This window comes from Ruegeria sp. HKCCD7296 (genome assembly GCF_013110775.1).
GTDB lineage: Bacteria > Pseudomonadota > Alphaproteobacteria > Rhodobacterales > Rhodobacteraceae > Ruegeria.
This window is the reverse complement of the sequence record NZ_WVRF01000025.1, coordinates 16,138-31,188: the sequence shown is the minus strand read 5'-3', so window position 1 is coordinate 31,188 and position 15,051 is coordinate 16,138. Positions and strand designations below refer to the sequence as shown.

Genomic DNA, 15,051 nt, shown 5'->3' with positions numbered 1-15,051 from the left:
CAACCGCCATGCCGACAAGCGCATAAAGGAAGAACAGTCGCGGCATGACGATATCACTGACACTTCTGCGGGCTCTCCGCCTCACGGGGTGATAGACGATTAGTCCAGTCAGTATGACAGTTACGATGACGTCGAGAGTGAAGAAATACAGTTCCTGTTTGCCCCGAAACTGTAACCAACGTCGTTCGATAAGTATTTCCGACTCCGTAGTACCGGCCAACATGGTCGCGGGGTCGATTTGTGTTACCGCAGCGCCTGGCAACAGCACCATCAATAGCGCGGCCATGAGTGGGAAAGTCTTGTTCAACTTAACTTCCTTCCTGCTTGCTCTGGCAGATTGCGTTCCGCCATCTTGTCCAATTCAATCGCAACAGGCGCGATCAGGTAAAGAGATTACCGTGCATTCTCCGGACATCGCATCCGGACTTTGGTACGAACGCTGATACAGGGATGTGGTCCAAGCGCGAGAATATCCAATGTCAGAACACAAGCTGCTTCGGTCGAAAATTGGCTTTTCACGGCGCTTCCCCAAGCTTAGGACACTGGCTTCTTTTGCAAGCGCTACTATTGCATTTCTGGCTTGGATTGAGCTCGCCCACGCCGACAACCCCGGTTTGACTCTCATCGCCTCATTCAAGGTGGCAGATAAATCGGAAGGCTTCTCAGAGCCTTCCGGATTGTCTTTGTCCAACGCTGAAGGCTTCTTGTGGTCCGTAAGCGACGCTGAACCTGGACTGCACCTACTTGGAACCGACGGGGTGTTAGGAAACTCTTTCAAGCCGCCTTCATTGGCGGGATCAGATCTGGAGGGCGTCGCATCACGAAAAGATGGGTCTGTTTTAGTACTTCAGGAAACTGATCGATCAATTCTAGTCGTTCACCCGACAGACCCCATTCAACTAACTACAATCCCTCTCACATCTCTCAAAGGCTACTCGGACGCCGCTGAATTGCTCGTCGGCAATCCATTGAATAAGGGACCTGAGGGCATCAACGTCGATCCGGACACCGGCCGAGTATTCGTGGTTATCGAAGGTCAGCCGCGGCTGTTGTTGGTATTGTCGCCAGAGCTGACTGATATTGAGGAAATCATCCCTTTGGATCGCGAGGCTGGTTTTATGTCTGATCGCGTAGGGGACGATGAACTGGATTTGAGCGGCCTGGCATGGTCCCGGTCCTCACGTTCTCTTTGGATTGTGAGTGACAAAAGCCGTCAGATCTTCGTCTACAATCCAAAATCCAAGTCAATAAAGTCTATCAGTTTGACGTTCACAGAAGATGGAAAACAAAAGGAAGTTAAACATCCCGAAGGGATCGCTCTCGATGAGACCAGAGGGCTTCTCTACATCCTGACAGACGACGCCAAGAAATCGCGGCTCTATGTTTTTAATATCCCCAAATTTTGATCGCTAGGGAATGAAGCTCACATCGCCACAATAGCTTCCGCAAGTTGTTGCTGCTAGCTTACCACTCCTCTTCGTTGGTCCGCCCTAATCAGAACCGAACACTTAAGTTTGCACCGAGGCCGTGCTCTTGGCCGTTGGAGCGAACTGAATAACCATATCCTGCCGTCAGTCTGGCCAGATCAGAAATCTGATACCCTAGCCCCAGACCAAGAACGAAACCATTTGCACCTCGGTTTTGTCCGACTTGTGTGAACGTGCCAAATATCGGGCTCGTGACAGTGATTTCGTGCTCACTATCCTTGTTGGCAAAGAAGTCATACTCGTAACGAGCAAAGGCGATTGGGGTTAGCAAACCATTCTCTGTCAAGAAGTCCCGTTGGTAGTCAAACCCAATGGAAGCGACCAGAGACTCTGCATTCGCTTTTTCAATCGAGTAGTTGAAGTCACCACCGCCAGTCTCTGTGCCTGAACCTTGTTGAATACGCCCGTAGTTCAATCCAAAAACCGTAGAAACCCTTGCACCGCTGTCCAGGTTAAACAACTTCCGTGCCTGGATACCGGCGTGGATTCCCTCTTGGTCCAATTCCGATTTAGCCTCGCCTCCTGTAAAGCCATCAACAGAAGGGTTAGTCCGTTTGGCGTCAGTTTCACCGAACATGTAACCGATCAGCCCGGAAAACTCCCAGGTTCCTGTTGTTGTACGCCCATAGACGCCCACATGATAGCTGTCGGTCGAAAAGTCCTGATCGACTTGATCGTGTTCATCCATGGAGGATGTCCCAAAACCTGCGTACACGCCGACCACACCTCTATCGGTGCTTGCGACATCCGCTCCGACCAGAATGGTGCCCAGCGAATAGTCGAATGTCCCAAGGCCGTTGCTTCCATCAACGTCCCCGCTCACATAGGCCGTGTCGATCCACCAGCGCCGATCAGAGCAGTCTATTGCGCCACTAGGGCTCTGGGCCGAGTCGATGTCTCCCGATGCAATAGGTTGATCCTCATTGCTGAAGCCGACCGCTTGATACTTGCGGCAGTCAGCGTGGCTCAGCACGGTGTTGGTTATCAGGTCAAGTTGCTCCAGACCAACGGTCAAATTGGAGGAATATGGTTCTGCGTGCACACTATTAAACCCAGCCAAACCTGAATTGGTAAGCGTGTTAACGGCATTGCCCAAGGTTGTGCCGTTGGTCAGGTTGGTTCCTGGAGACGTGTTTGTGGTGTTGGCCACCGCACCAGCAAGGTTGCTTGCATTGGGAGATCCAACAACTGATGGATGTTGCGGTAAACTCGAAACGGGGAGGGTCGAAAACGCAATATCAATTCTACCGTCTGCGGTTGGCGTGTTTGAGATACTCAGACTGGATAGGGCGGGCAGAGATCCTCCGGCAACAAGAGTTGGGGAGTTTCCATCGAAACGCGAGGCTTGAAAAACCGTGTAGTCGTTGCCAGCAGCATAGTCCTGCGCAGTCAAGCCTGGACGAGCGGCTTCGACTTGTATGGTGGCGTTGTTGATACCAGTGACTGCGTCTGTTGACGAAACCAGATCTGCTTTTTGTGCCGCTGCGGGGTCGACTTCCGACAAAATCGTCGACCCCGCAGCGAAGGAAATTGCACTATTAATATTCAACGTCCCAATCGAGGAGCCCGGTGAAAGAACAGCGCCATTTCTCACGTTGAAATTGAATGCGTTCACGGTGCCGTTGCCGGCCAGAGTACCAAAGTTATCAAAATCGACCGTGGTTAAGCTGCTGGACGCGTCAAGCCGAAGTGTTGAACCAGCACCGATCACCATATTGCTGGTGGCCGACATTGAACTGTTGGTCAGTGTAAAATCAGACGCTTGAGCGCTTCTTGTCTGAATGTTGATCACACCAAACGCGATTTCCGTCGCGTTTGTTACTGTCAAATTATCGTAAGTTAACGGCGTGTCTGATTGGAAAAATACCTCGGTTGGGTCAACATCACTCCCATTTGCGGGCGCAAATGTCATGGACCGTCCTGATCCTATCGAAGTCCCTACAATATTGACTCGTAGTCTGCCGTTGATTTGCGTCGTCAGGGCCTCCCGTGAAACAAAGTCGCCGCTCCCTGCCGCGACATCGACGTTCAACAAAGTCAGTACCGATGCTCTGTCTGGATTTTGACTCTGCCCCGGGACATACAGCTCAATTTCCCCAGAAGGCGTTATGGTGGAATTACCAATCAGAAGCGCCGTGATGGGCCCGTTTGGAATTGGCAGGCAGGTTTTAACAGTAGAAGATATCGTCTGCCCGCTAAGAATGGTCTCTGTTCCAGCAGTGTATTCTTGACGCGGAGCACCAACTTCAGCGCAAGATTGCGAACTTTGGGCCTGGGCAATGCCGGGCAGTAAGAAGTACGCCAAGGCTCCGAGTGTGAGCTTAGTGAAAAGTGCGCGATCAACGTACGGCGCTACGCTTGCCTGAACTCGATCCTTTGTTTCCATAAGCTCTCCCCACTAACTTCACAAACGCGGCCACAACCTTTTGCGATCATCCGGAGAATATTTGAGCACAAAAAAATATTCGAATGAAAGACCGCTATGGCAAATGGTTTTTGATGGGGGGCCGCGGTGCAACAGTGCCGCTTGAAGATTATTCGCCTCGCGATAGAATTTACTCACGAAACTGCAAGAACTCTGCCCGGAGTATTCGCGCATGCAGAAAGCACACCAGTTACGTCCGTCTGCTGCGACGAAGCGCTTAAAGCGGCCGTTCAAGCAAAGTGCAGCGAGTTGTCGAATGCCAGTGTTCGAATTATGGATTGCGCGGATGATGTTTGCTCCCAACTGTCACGCGTCGCGGCGAACTGCAGATGTACTCTTCTGCAGGGAAAGGAGCCCCAAGGTGGAAGTGCGGAAAGTTGGACTGGATATCGGTTTCGCCACGCTCAAAGGCTCGTCCACGGCGGTCAATTCCCAGCGCTTAGCCTGCAACTCCGGCGTGTCGAAATCTCGGATCATGGAAGCGTCTGAAGGCATAGTCTGCTGCGGAAATGGTGCCGCAGAGAAGGTCATCGACAACGCTTTCGTGAGAGAGCCAGACGACCCTTGGAGTGTAAGCGTTGCTTTTGATGGCGATACCATTCGCGCGATGACGTCGCACAGCTTTTTCGATCACAGCCGCCGACAGGGTTCCAGTTCGGGCTGTTTGGCGAAGAACGGTCGAAATTCCTTGTCTTCAGTGATGGTGACGAAACTAAATCGAATTCGGTGACAACACCGGCGAACCATGCAGCGGAACCTTAGGTACATGATGGAGAATCGAAAATGGAGACTAAGATAGCCAGAAAGAGCAACCGCGACGATGCCCGGAAATGGGCGTTCTTTCTCTGTGCAATCTTGACGGCATTCAACACTGGTCCAGCAATTGCACAAGATTGGTCTGCGCTGCCGGCGCGGTTGGCCGAAAAGGTCGAAGCCGCCCAAAGGGCTTGTTCTGAATTCGAGAACGGACAGTTCGCCCTGGAGTTCGGTGCGGTTCGCCGCGTGGATCTGGACGGAGACCTCCAGCGGGACTGGGGGCTGGACGAAAGTGGATTCTCGTGTTCGACCGCTGCATCACTCTATTGTGGTACAGGCGGTTGCATGTCCCATTTCCTGATCGAGGATCGTGCGTTTTCGCTTCTCAATCAGGGTTGGGAGATGGCGAACATCGGCCCGTTCCGGGTGCTTCTGGCGGATGTGCATGGCTCGCAGTGTGAAGGTATCAACCCAACGCCCTGCATCGTAGCCAGCGTATGGGATGCAGAAGAAAAGGTGTGGCGCAGCACGCGCGCAGAGTGGGAGTAGCGTATTTGAAACGACACCTCGAAATGATTATGCTCAATATCGGCACTATCGCATCGGTGCTGGCTGTTTCGGGGTGCATTGAAACTACTCCTGAGGTTGCCATAAGCGAACCTGATCCGGAATTGATCTTCGTCCGCGGCTACAGAAGCGCTGCTGATGATTGCCGCCTCGTTGGCGAAAGCGCTTTTACCCTCGATTTCCTAGACGACGCTGCCGATCTTGTAGCGTGTTCAACCGGTTCGACGGATATGGATGAACTCATGGCACAGACTGGTGTGCCAATCCTGACCCAGACGAACAGCTACACATTTTTCAGCGTACCGCGAAGGTAAGAAACATCCATGTCCGCGTCCCAATTCATTTTTTCTTGCGTCCCCACAACAATGGCAACCATTACAAGAATCACGGCCACTGCGAGGAGTGCAACGAAATCTTTCAGAGAAAAGTTGTCAACATCGTTTGCCATCTCACTATTGGCTGCAGCTGTGATCGGGAACAACGCTGCGGGGGATCCTATACCCGAGGGTCCACCTGGCGACATTGGCACCTTGACCGAGGAAGACTTCATTGTCGATGGATCTGCAGGTGGCGCAAAACGCTTTACCTTCACCAATGGCGAGCGAAGCCTGTATTTCATCCCCATGATCCATATCGCCGAGCAGCCTTTCTATGATCGTATTGCCGCTGAGGTCGAACGCCTCAAGCTAAATGGAGCGGACCTCTATTACGAGTTTATCGACTTCGACACGGCCAGCGTCGCCGACAAACTAAGGATACGCGCAATGCTGGGCATGCTTCCCTCGCCGGCCTTCTATGCCGAGAACGTGTCGGACGGTCTTGTTGCACAGGACAACGAGGCTTTCCTTGGCTTCCCCGGTGGTCAGGATGTGAACGTGGATCTGACACCAGCACAAATCGCAGACGCCTATGAAATGCTGATTGGACCACTCGAAATCAGCGAAGAGAACCTGTCGACGCCCATGAGAGACTTCGTTCTGCCGACTGCGGACCCCGCGCGGGTCACGCAGATCACAATTGACGCACGTAACAGGCACTTGGCAGCCGTGATCGATGCCGCTCCGGGTAACGTCGTTGTCCTCTATGGCGCAGCGCATGGCGCGGGGACCCTGCAAGAGTTGCGGGCTCTCGATCCCGAATGGCGGCGCGCGCCCACATTTTGACCGGCCGACCCCACCTGACAGTTTAGTATCGACGCCCGAGAAAGAGTGCGTGCGTCTTCGCGTCTGGTTTACCCCAGAAGCGTGCTTCACTCAAAAAGCATGATGAGGTGACACGGAGGCCACGATATGGGTCGGGATTACCAGGTGCATTTTGTACTACCGCAGCAGGGAAACCGAGCGCTGCTTCAGAGAAGATTCTAAGGTGGCGAATTTGGACACTCACCGGTTTTGAGGGAGCAGTGCCAAGGCGATTGACTAAGCCGTGGAGTAGGGTCCATGATTTCAGAGAGATCGGGCCGCCGCTCTAAGGAGTTCGGAAATATGGGATTTGTTCAAGCAACCAAAACGTGCTTTGGAAAGTACTTTGTTTTTTCCGGGCGTGCAGTGAGGTCTGAGTACTGGTGGTTTGTGCTGTTTGTTGTTCTCGTAAGCCTCGTCTTTGCAATCGTCGACGCATCAATCTTTGGGACGGATCCCGAAACCGGACAAGGCATCCAAGTCCTGACCCCAATTTTTCAGCTTGCCGTTCTAATACCCATGCTGGCTGCTGGATGGCGTCGACTGCACGACACAGGACGACCGGGCTGGTATTTGCTTTTGCCTGCAGCACTAAGCATCGCGACTGTGCTCATGCTGTTCAGTGGCATCGCAGTGTTCTCTGCGCTCGAGCAAGGCGCGAATGATCCTGAAACTCTGAGGGGCCCAGCGGCTTTCCTCGGTGTCACCGGGTTGATGGTTGTCGGTATTCTGCAACTCATACTCTCAGTGCTCATGATCTGGTGGCTGAGTCGACCGTCACAAGAAGGCGATAATGCATACGGTCCCGCTCCAGTTTGACGCTATGACGCAGACTTGGTCAGAGGTTTTGCGGGGACGTAGTAAAGTTGTTTGGGAGAATACTAAGGAAGAATCTACGGTTTGCCTGCACGGGTCTCGCTATTCCGACTGTCAACAACCAACAGAATCAAATTGGGGGGGAATAAGTGTCTAACTATTCAAAAATTGGCCTTGCAGTCTTCGTTGCAACGGCTGTCGCAGGCTGTGTCGAGACGACGCAACCCGGCTCTGGTGACGGTGAGGCCGTCGCGCGCGCCAATTGCGTCGCAGATGTCAACTCTACCGTCGGTGTCACCGGTTCGTCAGTGAACGACGTTACTCGCCTTGACGATGGCTTTAGCCTGCTCATGAACGTACCCGGCGCGCAAAATTTCTGGGTCTGCGAGACGACTCCGTCCGGCGCTGTCACGTCCGTGTTCTTCATGGGTGAGGGATAAGCTCTTTGAAGCGGGCGGTCTAAAGAGCCGCCTATTCCAAGAGGAAAAAAGATGTGAAGCGGGTGTGGCTTTGGGCACTAGGTTGATGAGTCAACCGGCTCTCACGAATTTGAACACCGGCAGCCGCCGGTTTCGCTCTCTACAATAATGAGGTCATAAATGAACTGGCTTTCCACATTATTTACGTCCTTTTTGCTCGCTGCTCCATTGTCGGCAATGGCAGATTGGCAGTTTAGTTCAGGCCCAAGCCCTAATGCATTCATTCAGGCGAACAATATCACTTTAGAACTGCAATGCGACCGCATACGGTTTGCTCCAGCAGGCTATGAAGACAGCCAAGACATCGTGAACAAGCAGGGGCTTTCGTTTCGATTCATGAGCAACGGCACAGCTGAAGTCGGTGCGTTTCAGGCCGGGCGGGCCAACAGTTCCTTCCGGGTTGTGGACAATTACCCCGTCGAAATTGAGTTCAATGACGCCAATGACTACGTGTTTGTTCTGGATCAGATTGCCGCTAACGCGACGCTCAATCTCTCTATGACCGATCAGGACATTTCGTATGCGATCCTCGAATTGAAGGGGTCTTCGGCGGCCATCCGTTCGTTGAAACGCAGTTGTAGTAACCTCGCCTCGTCGGGTTCAGGTTTCCGTCCGGAAGCACCTGAAGGCGTAGTCTACTGCGGCGGGGGCGGCACTCAGCGACAGATCGAATATGCCATTGTCGACACCGGCAGCGACTGGGACGCGCGTGTTACGGTCAACGGTGAAACGATGGACGCAATGACGTCCTACAGCTACTTCGGCAATGCAGAGCCGCCGCGTGGCTTTATCGTCGCTCTCTTGGGCCAGGACCGTTCCGAGTTTCTCGTTTTTGAAGATGGTTCAGAGCGTTGGATCGAATACGGAGACTATCGATATGATCAGTGCAACTAGGCGCGCCGCGAAAGTGACCCTGATCTCGTCGCTGTTCTCTTTGACCATTGGTGCGGTTTTATGGGTCCTCTATTGGGTGCAAGGTGTGCAGATTGACGAGGACGGAGTGCTGCGCGAAGCGTTTTTCCTTCTCGGCCTTGGATGGACATTCACCTTAGGTGCAGTGGCGATGCTTCTGACGTCGCTGTTTCTCTATTTTTGGAACCGTTAATGCGGCTCTTCGCCTTAGTCGCGGCGATGGTAGTGCTGGTGACTGCCGCGTTCTGGGCGGGCGCGCGTGTACAGCTGGCCGTACAGGAGGACAACTGCCTGGACCTCGGCGGTGGAAGACATCCAGGGGACTACCCGGTATGCGTGGTAGAGCGATTTCCTGACTGGATTTCCATCGGCCCGATTGCTCTAATGCCTGCTGCTGTCCGCGAAATGAGCACCGAAGAGACCGGCAATGAGCAAGTGATCCTTCGGCTCGAGCTAAACAAAGACGCTGCTTTCGCCGTGGCGGGCCTGACAAGAGCGAAGATCGGAAAGGACCTTGAGCTGCGAGTTGGGAACAGGATGGTTAGCGCCGTGACGGTCAGAGAGGAGATCGCGAACAGGCGATGGAACCTCATCCTTCCCAAGGAGGCCGCCGATCTCGCGGTGCGTGAATACCAATGACTCAGCTAGCGCAGCTTCCTGCATCGAAATAGAACAATTGTGCGGGTCTGCTAGAGGAAAATCTATGGTCGAAAAACTTAGATAGCACTCTCTGCCGCAGCCTTGATCTTCAGCTTTCTGCTTCTGGCGGGATGTGCAGATTCCGTCCGGCAAGGCGGCGCGTGACAAGACACCCTGTCGGTGGTTTTGGATCAGGGTCCGCCCAGCAATATCGAGCGGCTCAACGATGGTCGGCGAGCATACTAGTGGATTGTCGAATTCACAGGCACGCAACCGATTGTAACCAACGCAACGACGAATGTAGAAAACGACATTTTATGTTCTACCCTAGCGAATACGTCATCTACTACGTTCGAGCCCTATTAGTATCGTTGCCCTTATTCTTTCATTGCGACGCCGCAGGGATATAAGTGGGCCATAGAGGGGCTTTTCAACGGGCGACCCAGATGTAACTAACCTTGCACCGATTTAGGTTATGCAGAATACGGCCCGGAGATCATCTTAGCCATGGAAATAACGGGAATCTGCACTCATCATTGAGATTTATGGAATCATCAAATGACGGAAAACCTATGAACTATGATGTCGCGCACGCGCTTGCTTCTGGTGCCTTACTTTACGCCACCTATTGGTTAATGCAGCTTACCGGTGTCCTTGACGGAAAGAGCAAGGGAAGACAGCGGCTGACACTTGCGGTCGCCTTTGCAGTCGTTATTCTTTTGCTAAATCTAGTGTGGCCAACCGCCTGATGAGTTTCCTTTAAGACTAGTTCACGAAGTCGCCGGGAGAGCGCTACCGCATTCAGCTCTCAGGAACCCATCCGCATAAAGTGTAGATCTGGTAAGTGGAGGTTTCTTCGTCTGGTGAGTTTACAACCAGCAGCCTATTTTTCTCAAGCGGGGTTAAGAGCTGGCGGTAAGAATAGGTTGCACCGTCAAATGAGCAGGCCAGATCAACGATTTGCACCGCGGTTCCGCGAAGAGCCTGAACTTGAGCGTAAGCACAAGACCCGTCGTCCGATTTGCGCCCCTCGTCGTCATAGATGACGTATCCGGCACGAAGGTCCCCATATTCCTCCGAAATCCGCGCGCCTTCCGCGCACGAAAGACCTTCCGGGACATAGAGTCCAGAAAAATGAACCTTTTCGGCCACTACAATCGATGAACTCAAGCCATACAAGATAGCGGCAAGATGTACCGTAGATTTGGAAACCATGCGGTTATATCGCGCGCGAGGTCAGTGTGGGTCAAGGCGATTCCGTGTAACGCACAACTCAATCGCGCGCGTTGTTAGCACTTCCCTAAAGGCTATCGTTTGGGCCACGACCAAGGTATGGGTTCCGCCGCTTCGACAAAGGTTTCCCCAGTGGCTTTGCCGAGGTGATGCGTGAGCGCATTACCCTTGCTCAAAGCTTTGGCTAACGCTCGGTTGTGAGAAACGACGATGATCTGACTTCGCGCGGAGGCTTCTTTGATCAACCGAGCTAGAGGTGGGATTAAGTCAGGATGCAGGCTTGTTTCGGGCTCATTTAGGACCATCAGGCTAGGAGGTCGTGGCGTCAGTAAGGCCGCCACGAGGAGCAGGTATCGCAGGGTCCCATCCGACAATTCCGCAGTGCTGAGCGGGCGCAGCAACCCGTGCTGTTTCATTGTGAGGCTGAATAACCCATCTTTCGCATAAACCTCAATTGAACTTCCCGGAAATGCGTCCATGATGGTCTTTTCAAGTGTTGCCACATCGCCGATTTCCCGAATTGTCTCAATAGCTGCCGCCAGGTCCGAGCCGTCACTCGCAAGAATTGGAGTTCGGGTGCCGACCTGTTGCCTTCTGGCCGGGGCCTCACGATCAGTCCGAAGTTGATCATAGAACCGCCAATTCCGCATACGGTCTCGTAAATGCAGCAGCTCTAATGCGTTATTCGGATCGGCTGCGTGGGTCATCATACTGTCAAACGGTGGAAGGGTAGTGGCCGCCTGGTTCCAAGAACCGTACTCCGACCGTACCCGTACACACGGGCCACGGCGCTCTGCAAGCGCGTTGTGTCGGCTCAATGTCTCGCCGATCCACAATGCTTCGGACTTGATCTCAGGATCATTAGAAAAGGCTGAGGTTTCTGCTGGCAATCCAAGCTTGACTGCGTACCCGTAGTCTTCGGACGCAAAGCCAAGCTTTAGGCCGACTGGTTTGCTCCGAGTCGTTCCGGTGATGGGTACTTCACCCGTTTTCATCCCTCGAGACAGCACTTCAGGCCCCGCCCACATTGTGGAGCCCAACCCTACTTCAGACGCGAGTGTAGAGATGACACTACCTTGTGACACCTCGCTCAACATTCGAAGCGCGCGATACAGCGACGACTTTCCGACCCCATTGCCACCGGTAATTACCGTCAGGGGAGCAAGTGGCAGAACCAGATTTCGGAGAGATCGATAACCGGCGACAGCAACTGTAACAAGCATTTCAGTCTTTCCGGCTCCGGCGATCACACATCAACAGACGATCTATCAGACTAAACACAGGATGTCCGCAACAGGTTTTGATTAAGGCTTTCATGTAGCCGCTGCGAATGAGAGCTTTGTCTGTGGCTGACACAGTTGTATGGAACAAACTTCCTTGCTGTTATTTCTGTCCAAATGAGCTAGACGCACTAGAAAAAGGGAAGTGGGTAGTAGTTGTAAAGCCGCTTTTTATGAGGTTGGTATCCCTGAGCGAACTCCATGTTTGGCGCTCGCTGCCTGATGATGAGTGTCTGAGCATTTCTAAACGCTTCCGGCTGAACGCGAAGTGACTCCGGTTTAGCCGACCCAGAATACCCCATCAAGGAGGCGGCGGTCGTTGGCGATTTTGCGCCCAATCCTTATTTGTTGATTGTCAGCTCTCGTGCTGAGTTGGTCTGCATCGAAGACAACAACTTGCCTCAAGCCAATTACCTGATACGCATCATCATCGTAACAAACTAGACCCCAGCCGGGTTCTCCACATCCCTTCCCAAGGCAGCGAGGTCTGAGTATCGGTCGCCGATCCGGTGGTGCGGGCGACCACGGGTTGATGCCCCCAGAGCCACAACAAGTTCATCCACATCCGGCGCCTCGTAGATTGAAAACTGGACGGTCAGGTAGTGCGACCGCCGCCCGGTATCATGTTTGTCCATCAGCGGGATCTGAATTTGGGTGTTCGCGGGCCCTCGCGTGTTTGTGAAACCGAGATAGCTTTTTGCACCCACTGCCTCACGATAATAATTTCCGTACTGCAGGGTGTGAATAAGCGCGGAGGCATGTTCAATCTCACAACTTGTCCCGGCGATACAGGCTTTTCCGTAGGCTTCTATCGCATCGCCTGACCCCGCCAGAGCGATCAGTCTGTTGGTGAGCATCTCTCCCAGAACTGGCGCCATGCGCTGAATCTCTGGTGAAAGATCATCGACAAAGCCACGTCCTGCCCAAGGGTTTCTGACCACCGCTGCCACGCCGATCATGCGCAACACGGGTTCCGAAGGTCGGCCTCCTTCTGTGTGAATATCCTCATCAAAGGTGACTACCTTGCGCAATTCGGGGATCATATTGCTTCTCCTGTCAAACGTGATAGCTGTGGTGCCCGGTCGGTGTGTGTACGACGCCTTCGACTTCAGTTCCGTGGTAGAAACCAAATGTACCGTGGCTGTTTTCCTTTGCGTACCGGCGCAACATCGAATTTTCAGCCCCGTCGCGTACGCGTTCCAGCGGCAAGTCGCCGAGATCAAAGTACTGCATGCCGTCAGGGGGCTGCCCATGAACGCTTCCGTGGTAGATGATCCGCTGCGTCCCGCTTTTGGATATTCGATAAACCGCATAAGGATGCGCCAGCTCTACAATCAAATCTCGGTTTGACAGATCAGTGATCAGCCCATCTGCAGAATTGTTATTTGCAGGAGCAACCGGCACTGAAATGTGCCCGCTTTTGTCAACGGAGAGTAGGACCCGATCTTCGTTGGCCAGTACCGCTCCGACGGTCACACCACCTGCAGTGGCGGCCTCTGTCAGGGCACTGTTGAGCCCCAAATCGAAATAGGCACCGCGAAAGTAGCCCAGCGGATGTCCCTCGCGCGTTTCGAAATCCTCCACGCGGCCGATCAGGATCAGATGGTCACCAGCATCGACCAAACGGTGTCGGGCACAGCTGAACCGGGCGAGCGCGCCGTCTATCGTGGGCATGTTCCGCGCGTCAGGTTGCCAGGCTGCAATGTCGAATTTTTTGGCTGATTGAGACGCGAAAAGGCCCGAGATTTCTTTTTGGTCGTCCGACAAGACGTTGACCGTGAAATAATCCGCCTGCAGGAAGGTTTCAAAGGACAAGGCCTGCTTACCGACACAAACCAAGAGTAGAGGTGGGTCGAGAGAAACGGAGGTAAATGAGTTCGCCGTGAACCCGCGCGGGGTCCCGTCCGGCTGCCGGGTAGTTACCACTGTCACACCGGTGGCAAAGCGCCCGAAGGCGTCGCGCAGCGCCTTCCCGGCTAAGGGTTCCGTCGACTCCGGTGGGGGCAATCCTTCCAGAATGCTATTGTGCTCACCTAGCGCAGGAGGGGTCGTCAGTGCACCTTGGCGGTGCCGACCGAACCGCAACGGGTTTGCTGCCACGATCCAAGGTTCATGTCCCGCATCCGGATGCGGGACCTTCGCCAGCATGCCGCGGCTGGCTACATGAGGGTCGGCCGCGATGTCCGAGATAGTGTTCATCGGGCCGAACGGGACCTGGCCACCCAGTGTTGCCGTCAATTGCTCCTTAGTCCGTTGTCGGGTCCAATCGCTTACAATTTGGTTGACTTCGGAAGCATGGTTGCCCCGGGCCGACCTTGTGGAGAAGCGGTCATCTTGTCCAAGTGACGGTTGCCCCATCAGCCGTGTCAAAAGCTGCCAAAACGCATCATCGACAATACCAAGCGCGATGTGGCCATCGGCTGCCGGGTAGAGGCCAAACGGGGAAAGGAATGGATGCCCGTTGCCTTCCGGTCCGGGCACCTCTCCTGTCACGTCATGCAAGTAAACCATTCTTTCGCAGAGCGAGATCATGGCATCATACATGGCCACATCCACAAACTGCCCTTTGCCCGTCGCTTCGGCCTCGCGCAGGGCCGCCATGATACCGAAAGCCATCATCATGCCGGTGAATATGTCACCCACCCCGGGTCCGGTCTTGGTGGGTGTGTCAGCATTCGGTCCGGTGACGGACATCAGACCGCCCATGAAGGCGTTCGGGCGATGCTGGCAAACGCTGGCACGCAAATGTTTGCGGCGTCTGAAGATTCAGAGGTACGCGAACATGTGTCCAGGTCCATCGGTGACAAAACAGTAATGAGCAAGTCGAAGTCTCGGGCGCTCGGCAAAATGGAAATGGGCAGCATATCAGAGCGAGAAGAAGGCATTCGTCTGCTGCGTCCGGAACATGTAGGCCGACTGCCAGAAAATGAGGTTGTGCTGATCCGTGAAGGCAAGATGCCAGTGATTGCAAACAAGATCCGATACTTCGAAGATCCGTATTTCATGCAGTTCCTTGGGGGTGATGTACCGAAAATTAAAGGCACACATCGGGATCTCGCTGACGAACAGGCCAAGGACACAGCGAAGGCTCTGGCTGAGGCGAAACCGGCCCCTGCCCCGAAGAGAGAGGTTTCGGAAAAAGATCAGGAACTTCAGGCGGCATTTGATGCACAGCGCACGGTCGCAAAGCGGAAAAGCCGGTCAGCGAAAGATATGGCGATGGAGAAAATGAGAGCCAAACGGCCAGAAGGTAGTGCCTCCGCTTGACGGGGGTGC

Annotated in this window: 18 protein-coding genes; 12 read left to right on the top strand and 6 right to left on the bottom strand. The window is 53.8% G+C overall.

Annotated features, from left to right (window positions below):
* A partial coding sequence (locus tag GS632_RS21255; protein ID WP_171722433.1) for a hypothetical protein occupies positions 1 to 307 on the bottom strand: 307 nt, incomplete at its 3' end.
* A 169-nt stretch (positions 308 to 476) separates the two neighbouring features.
* Here GS632_RS21255 and GS632_RS21250 point away from each other — a divergent pair.
* On the top strand, positions 477 to 1,406 hold the full coding sequence (locus GS632_RS21250) for an SdiA-regulated domain-containing protein (RefSeq protein ID WP_171722434.1): 930 nt from the start codon (positions 477 to 479) through the stop codon (positions 1,404 to 1,406).
* Positions 1,407 to 1,494: 88 nt separating this feature from the next.
* On the opposite strand, the gene GS632_RS21245 is transcribed toward GS632_RS21250, so the two are convergent.
* A complete protein-coding gene (locus tag GS632_RS21245) occupies positions 1,495 to 3,873 on the bottom strand; it encodes an autotransporter outer membrane beta-barrel domain-containing protein (protein ID WP_253284527.1) in 2,379 nt (792 codons plus the stop codon).
* 211 nt (positions 3,874 to 4,084) lie between these two features.
* Between GS632_RS21245 and GS632_RS21240 the strand changes: the two genes are divergently transcribed.
* From GS632_RS21240 to GS632_RS21195, 10 genes are all read left to right on the top strand, one after another.
* Complete coding sequence (locus GS632_RS21240; RefSeq protein ID WP_010443781.1) at positions 4,085 to 4,642, top strand: hypothetical protein; 558 nt, start codon at positions 4,085 to 4,087, stop codon at positions 4,640 to 4,642.
* Positions 4,643 to 4,695: 53 nt separating this feature from the next.
* Positions 4,696 to 5,217: a hypothetical protein gene (locus GS632_RS21235; protein ID WP_010443783.1), complete on the top strand. Its 522-nt coding sequence runs from the start codon at positions 4,696 to 4,698 to the stop codon at positions 5,215 to 5,217.
* Between the two features lie 5 nt (positions 5,218 to 5,222).
* Entirely contained in the window at positions 5,223 to 5,549 is a 327-nt protein-coding gene (locus GS632_RS21230; RefSeq protein WP_170418283.1) for a hypothetical protein, read from the top strand.
* Positions 5,550 to 5,663: 114 nt separating this feature from the next.
* Positions 5,664 to 6,398, top strand: coding sequence for a hypothetical protein (locus GS632_RS21225; protein ID WP_010443788.1), 735 nt, complete (start codon positions 5,664 to 5,666; stop codon positions 6,396 to 6,398).
* A gap of 321 nt (positions 6,399 to 6,719) precedes the next feature.
* Entirely contained in the window at positions 6,720 to 7,235 is a 516-nt protein-coding gene (locus tag GS632_RS21220; RefSeq protein ID WP_029622284.1) for a DUF805 domain-containing protein, read from the top strand.
* 146 nt (positions 7,236 to 7,381) lie between these two features.
* The gene (locus tag GS632_RS21215; protein WP_170418286.1) at positions 7,382 to 7,672 is read left to right on the top strand and encodes a hypothetical protein; all 291 of its coding nucleotides are present in this window, start codon (positions 7,382 to 7,384) and stop codon (positions 7,670 to 7,672) included.
* A 159-nt stretch (positions 7,673 to 7,831) separates the two neighbouring features.
* The gene (locus tag GS632_RS21210; protein ID WP_171722435.1) at positions 7,832 to 8,605 is read left to right on the top strand and encodes a hypothetical protein; all 774 of its coding nucleotides are present in this window, start codon (positions 7,832 to 7,834) and stop codon (positions 8,603 to 8,605) included.
* Positions 8,589 to 8,816 (top strand): DUF3955 domain-containing protein, encoded by a 228-nt coding sequence (locus GS632_RS21205; RefSeq protein ID WP_171722436.1) that lies wholly within the window; start codon positions 8,589 to 8,591, stop codon positions 8,814 to 8,816. The genes GS632_RS21210 and GS632_RS21205 overlap by 17 nt, the downstream gene beginning before the upstream one ends.
* Positions 8,816 to 9,262 (top strand): hypothetical protein, encoded by a 447-nt coding sequence (locus tag GS632_RS21200; RefSeq protein WP_010443799.1) that lies wholly within the window; start codon positions 8,816 to 8,818, stop codon positions 9,260 to 9,262. The genes GS632_RS21205 and GS632_RS21200 overlap by 1 nt, the downstream gene beginning before the upstream one ends.
* Before the next feature lie 572 nt (positions 9,263 to 9,834).
* Positions 9,835 to 10,011 carry a hypothetical protein gene (locus GS632_RS21195; protein WP_157769979.1) on the top strand — a complete coding sequence of 59 codons (177 nt, stop codon included), beginning with the start codon at positions 9,835 to 9,837 and terminating at the stop codon, positions 10,009 to 10,011.
* Positions 10,012 to 10,063: 52 nt separating this feature from the next.
* On the opposite strand, the gene GS632_RS21190 is transcribed toward GS632_RS21195, so the two are convergent.
* From GS632_RS21190 to GS632_RS21175, 4 genes are all read right to left on the bottom strand, one after another.
* Positions 10,064 to 10,477, bottom strand: a complete 414-nt coding sequence (locus GS632_RS21190) for a hypothetical protein (RefSeq protein ID WP_068337444.1) — start codon at positions 10,475 to 10,477, stop codon at positions 10,064 to 10,066.
* A 92-nt stretch (positions 10,478 to 10,569) separates the two neighbouring features.
* Entirely contained in the window at positions 10,570 to 11,718 is a 1,149-nt protein-coding gene (locus GS632_RS21185) for an AAA family ATPase (RefSeq protein ID WP_171722437.1), read from the bottom strand.
* A gap of 497 nt (positions 11,719 to 12,215) precedes the next feature.
* Positions 12,216 to 12,818: an amino acid synthesis family protein gene (locus GS632_RS21180; protein WP_171722438.1), complete on the bottom strand. Its 603-nt coding sequence runs from the start codon at positions 12,816 to 12,818 to the stop codon at positions 12,216 to 12,218.
* Positions 12,819 to 12,831: 13 nt separating this feature from the next.
* Entirely contained in the window at positions 12,832 to 14,481 is a 1,650-nt protein-coding gene (locus tag GS632_RS21175) for a CoA transferase (RefSeq protein ID WP_171722439.1), read from the bottom strand.
* Here GS632_RS21175 and GS632_RS21170 point away from each other — a divergent pair.
* The gene (locus GS632_RS21170) at positions 14,449 to 15,042 is read left to right on the top strand and encodes a type IV secretory system conjugative DNA transfer family protein (protein WP_371810144.1); all 594 of its coding nucleotides are present in this window, start codon (positions 14,449 to 14,451) and stop codon (positions 15,040 to 15,042) included. The two genes, GS632_RS21175 and GS632_RS21170, sit on opposite strands and share 33 nt — an antisense overlap.
* The last annotated feature ends 9 nt before the right edge of the window (positions 15,043 to 15,051 follow it).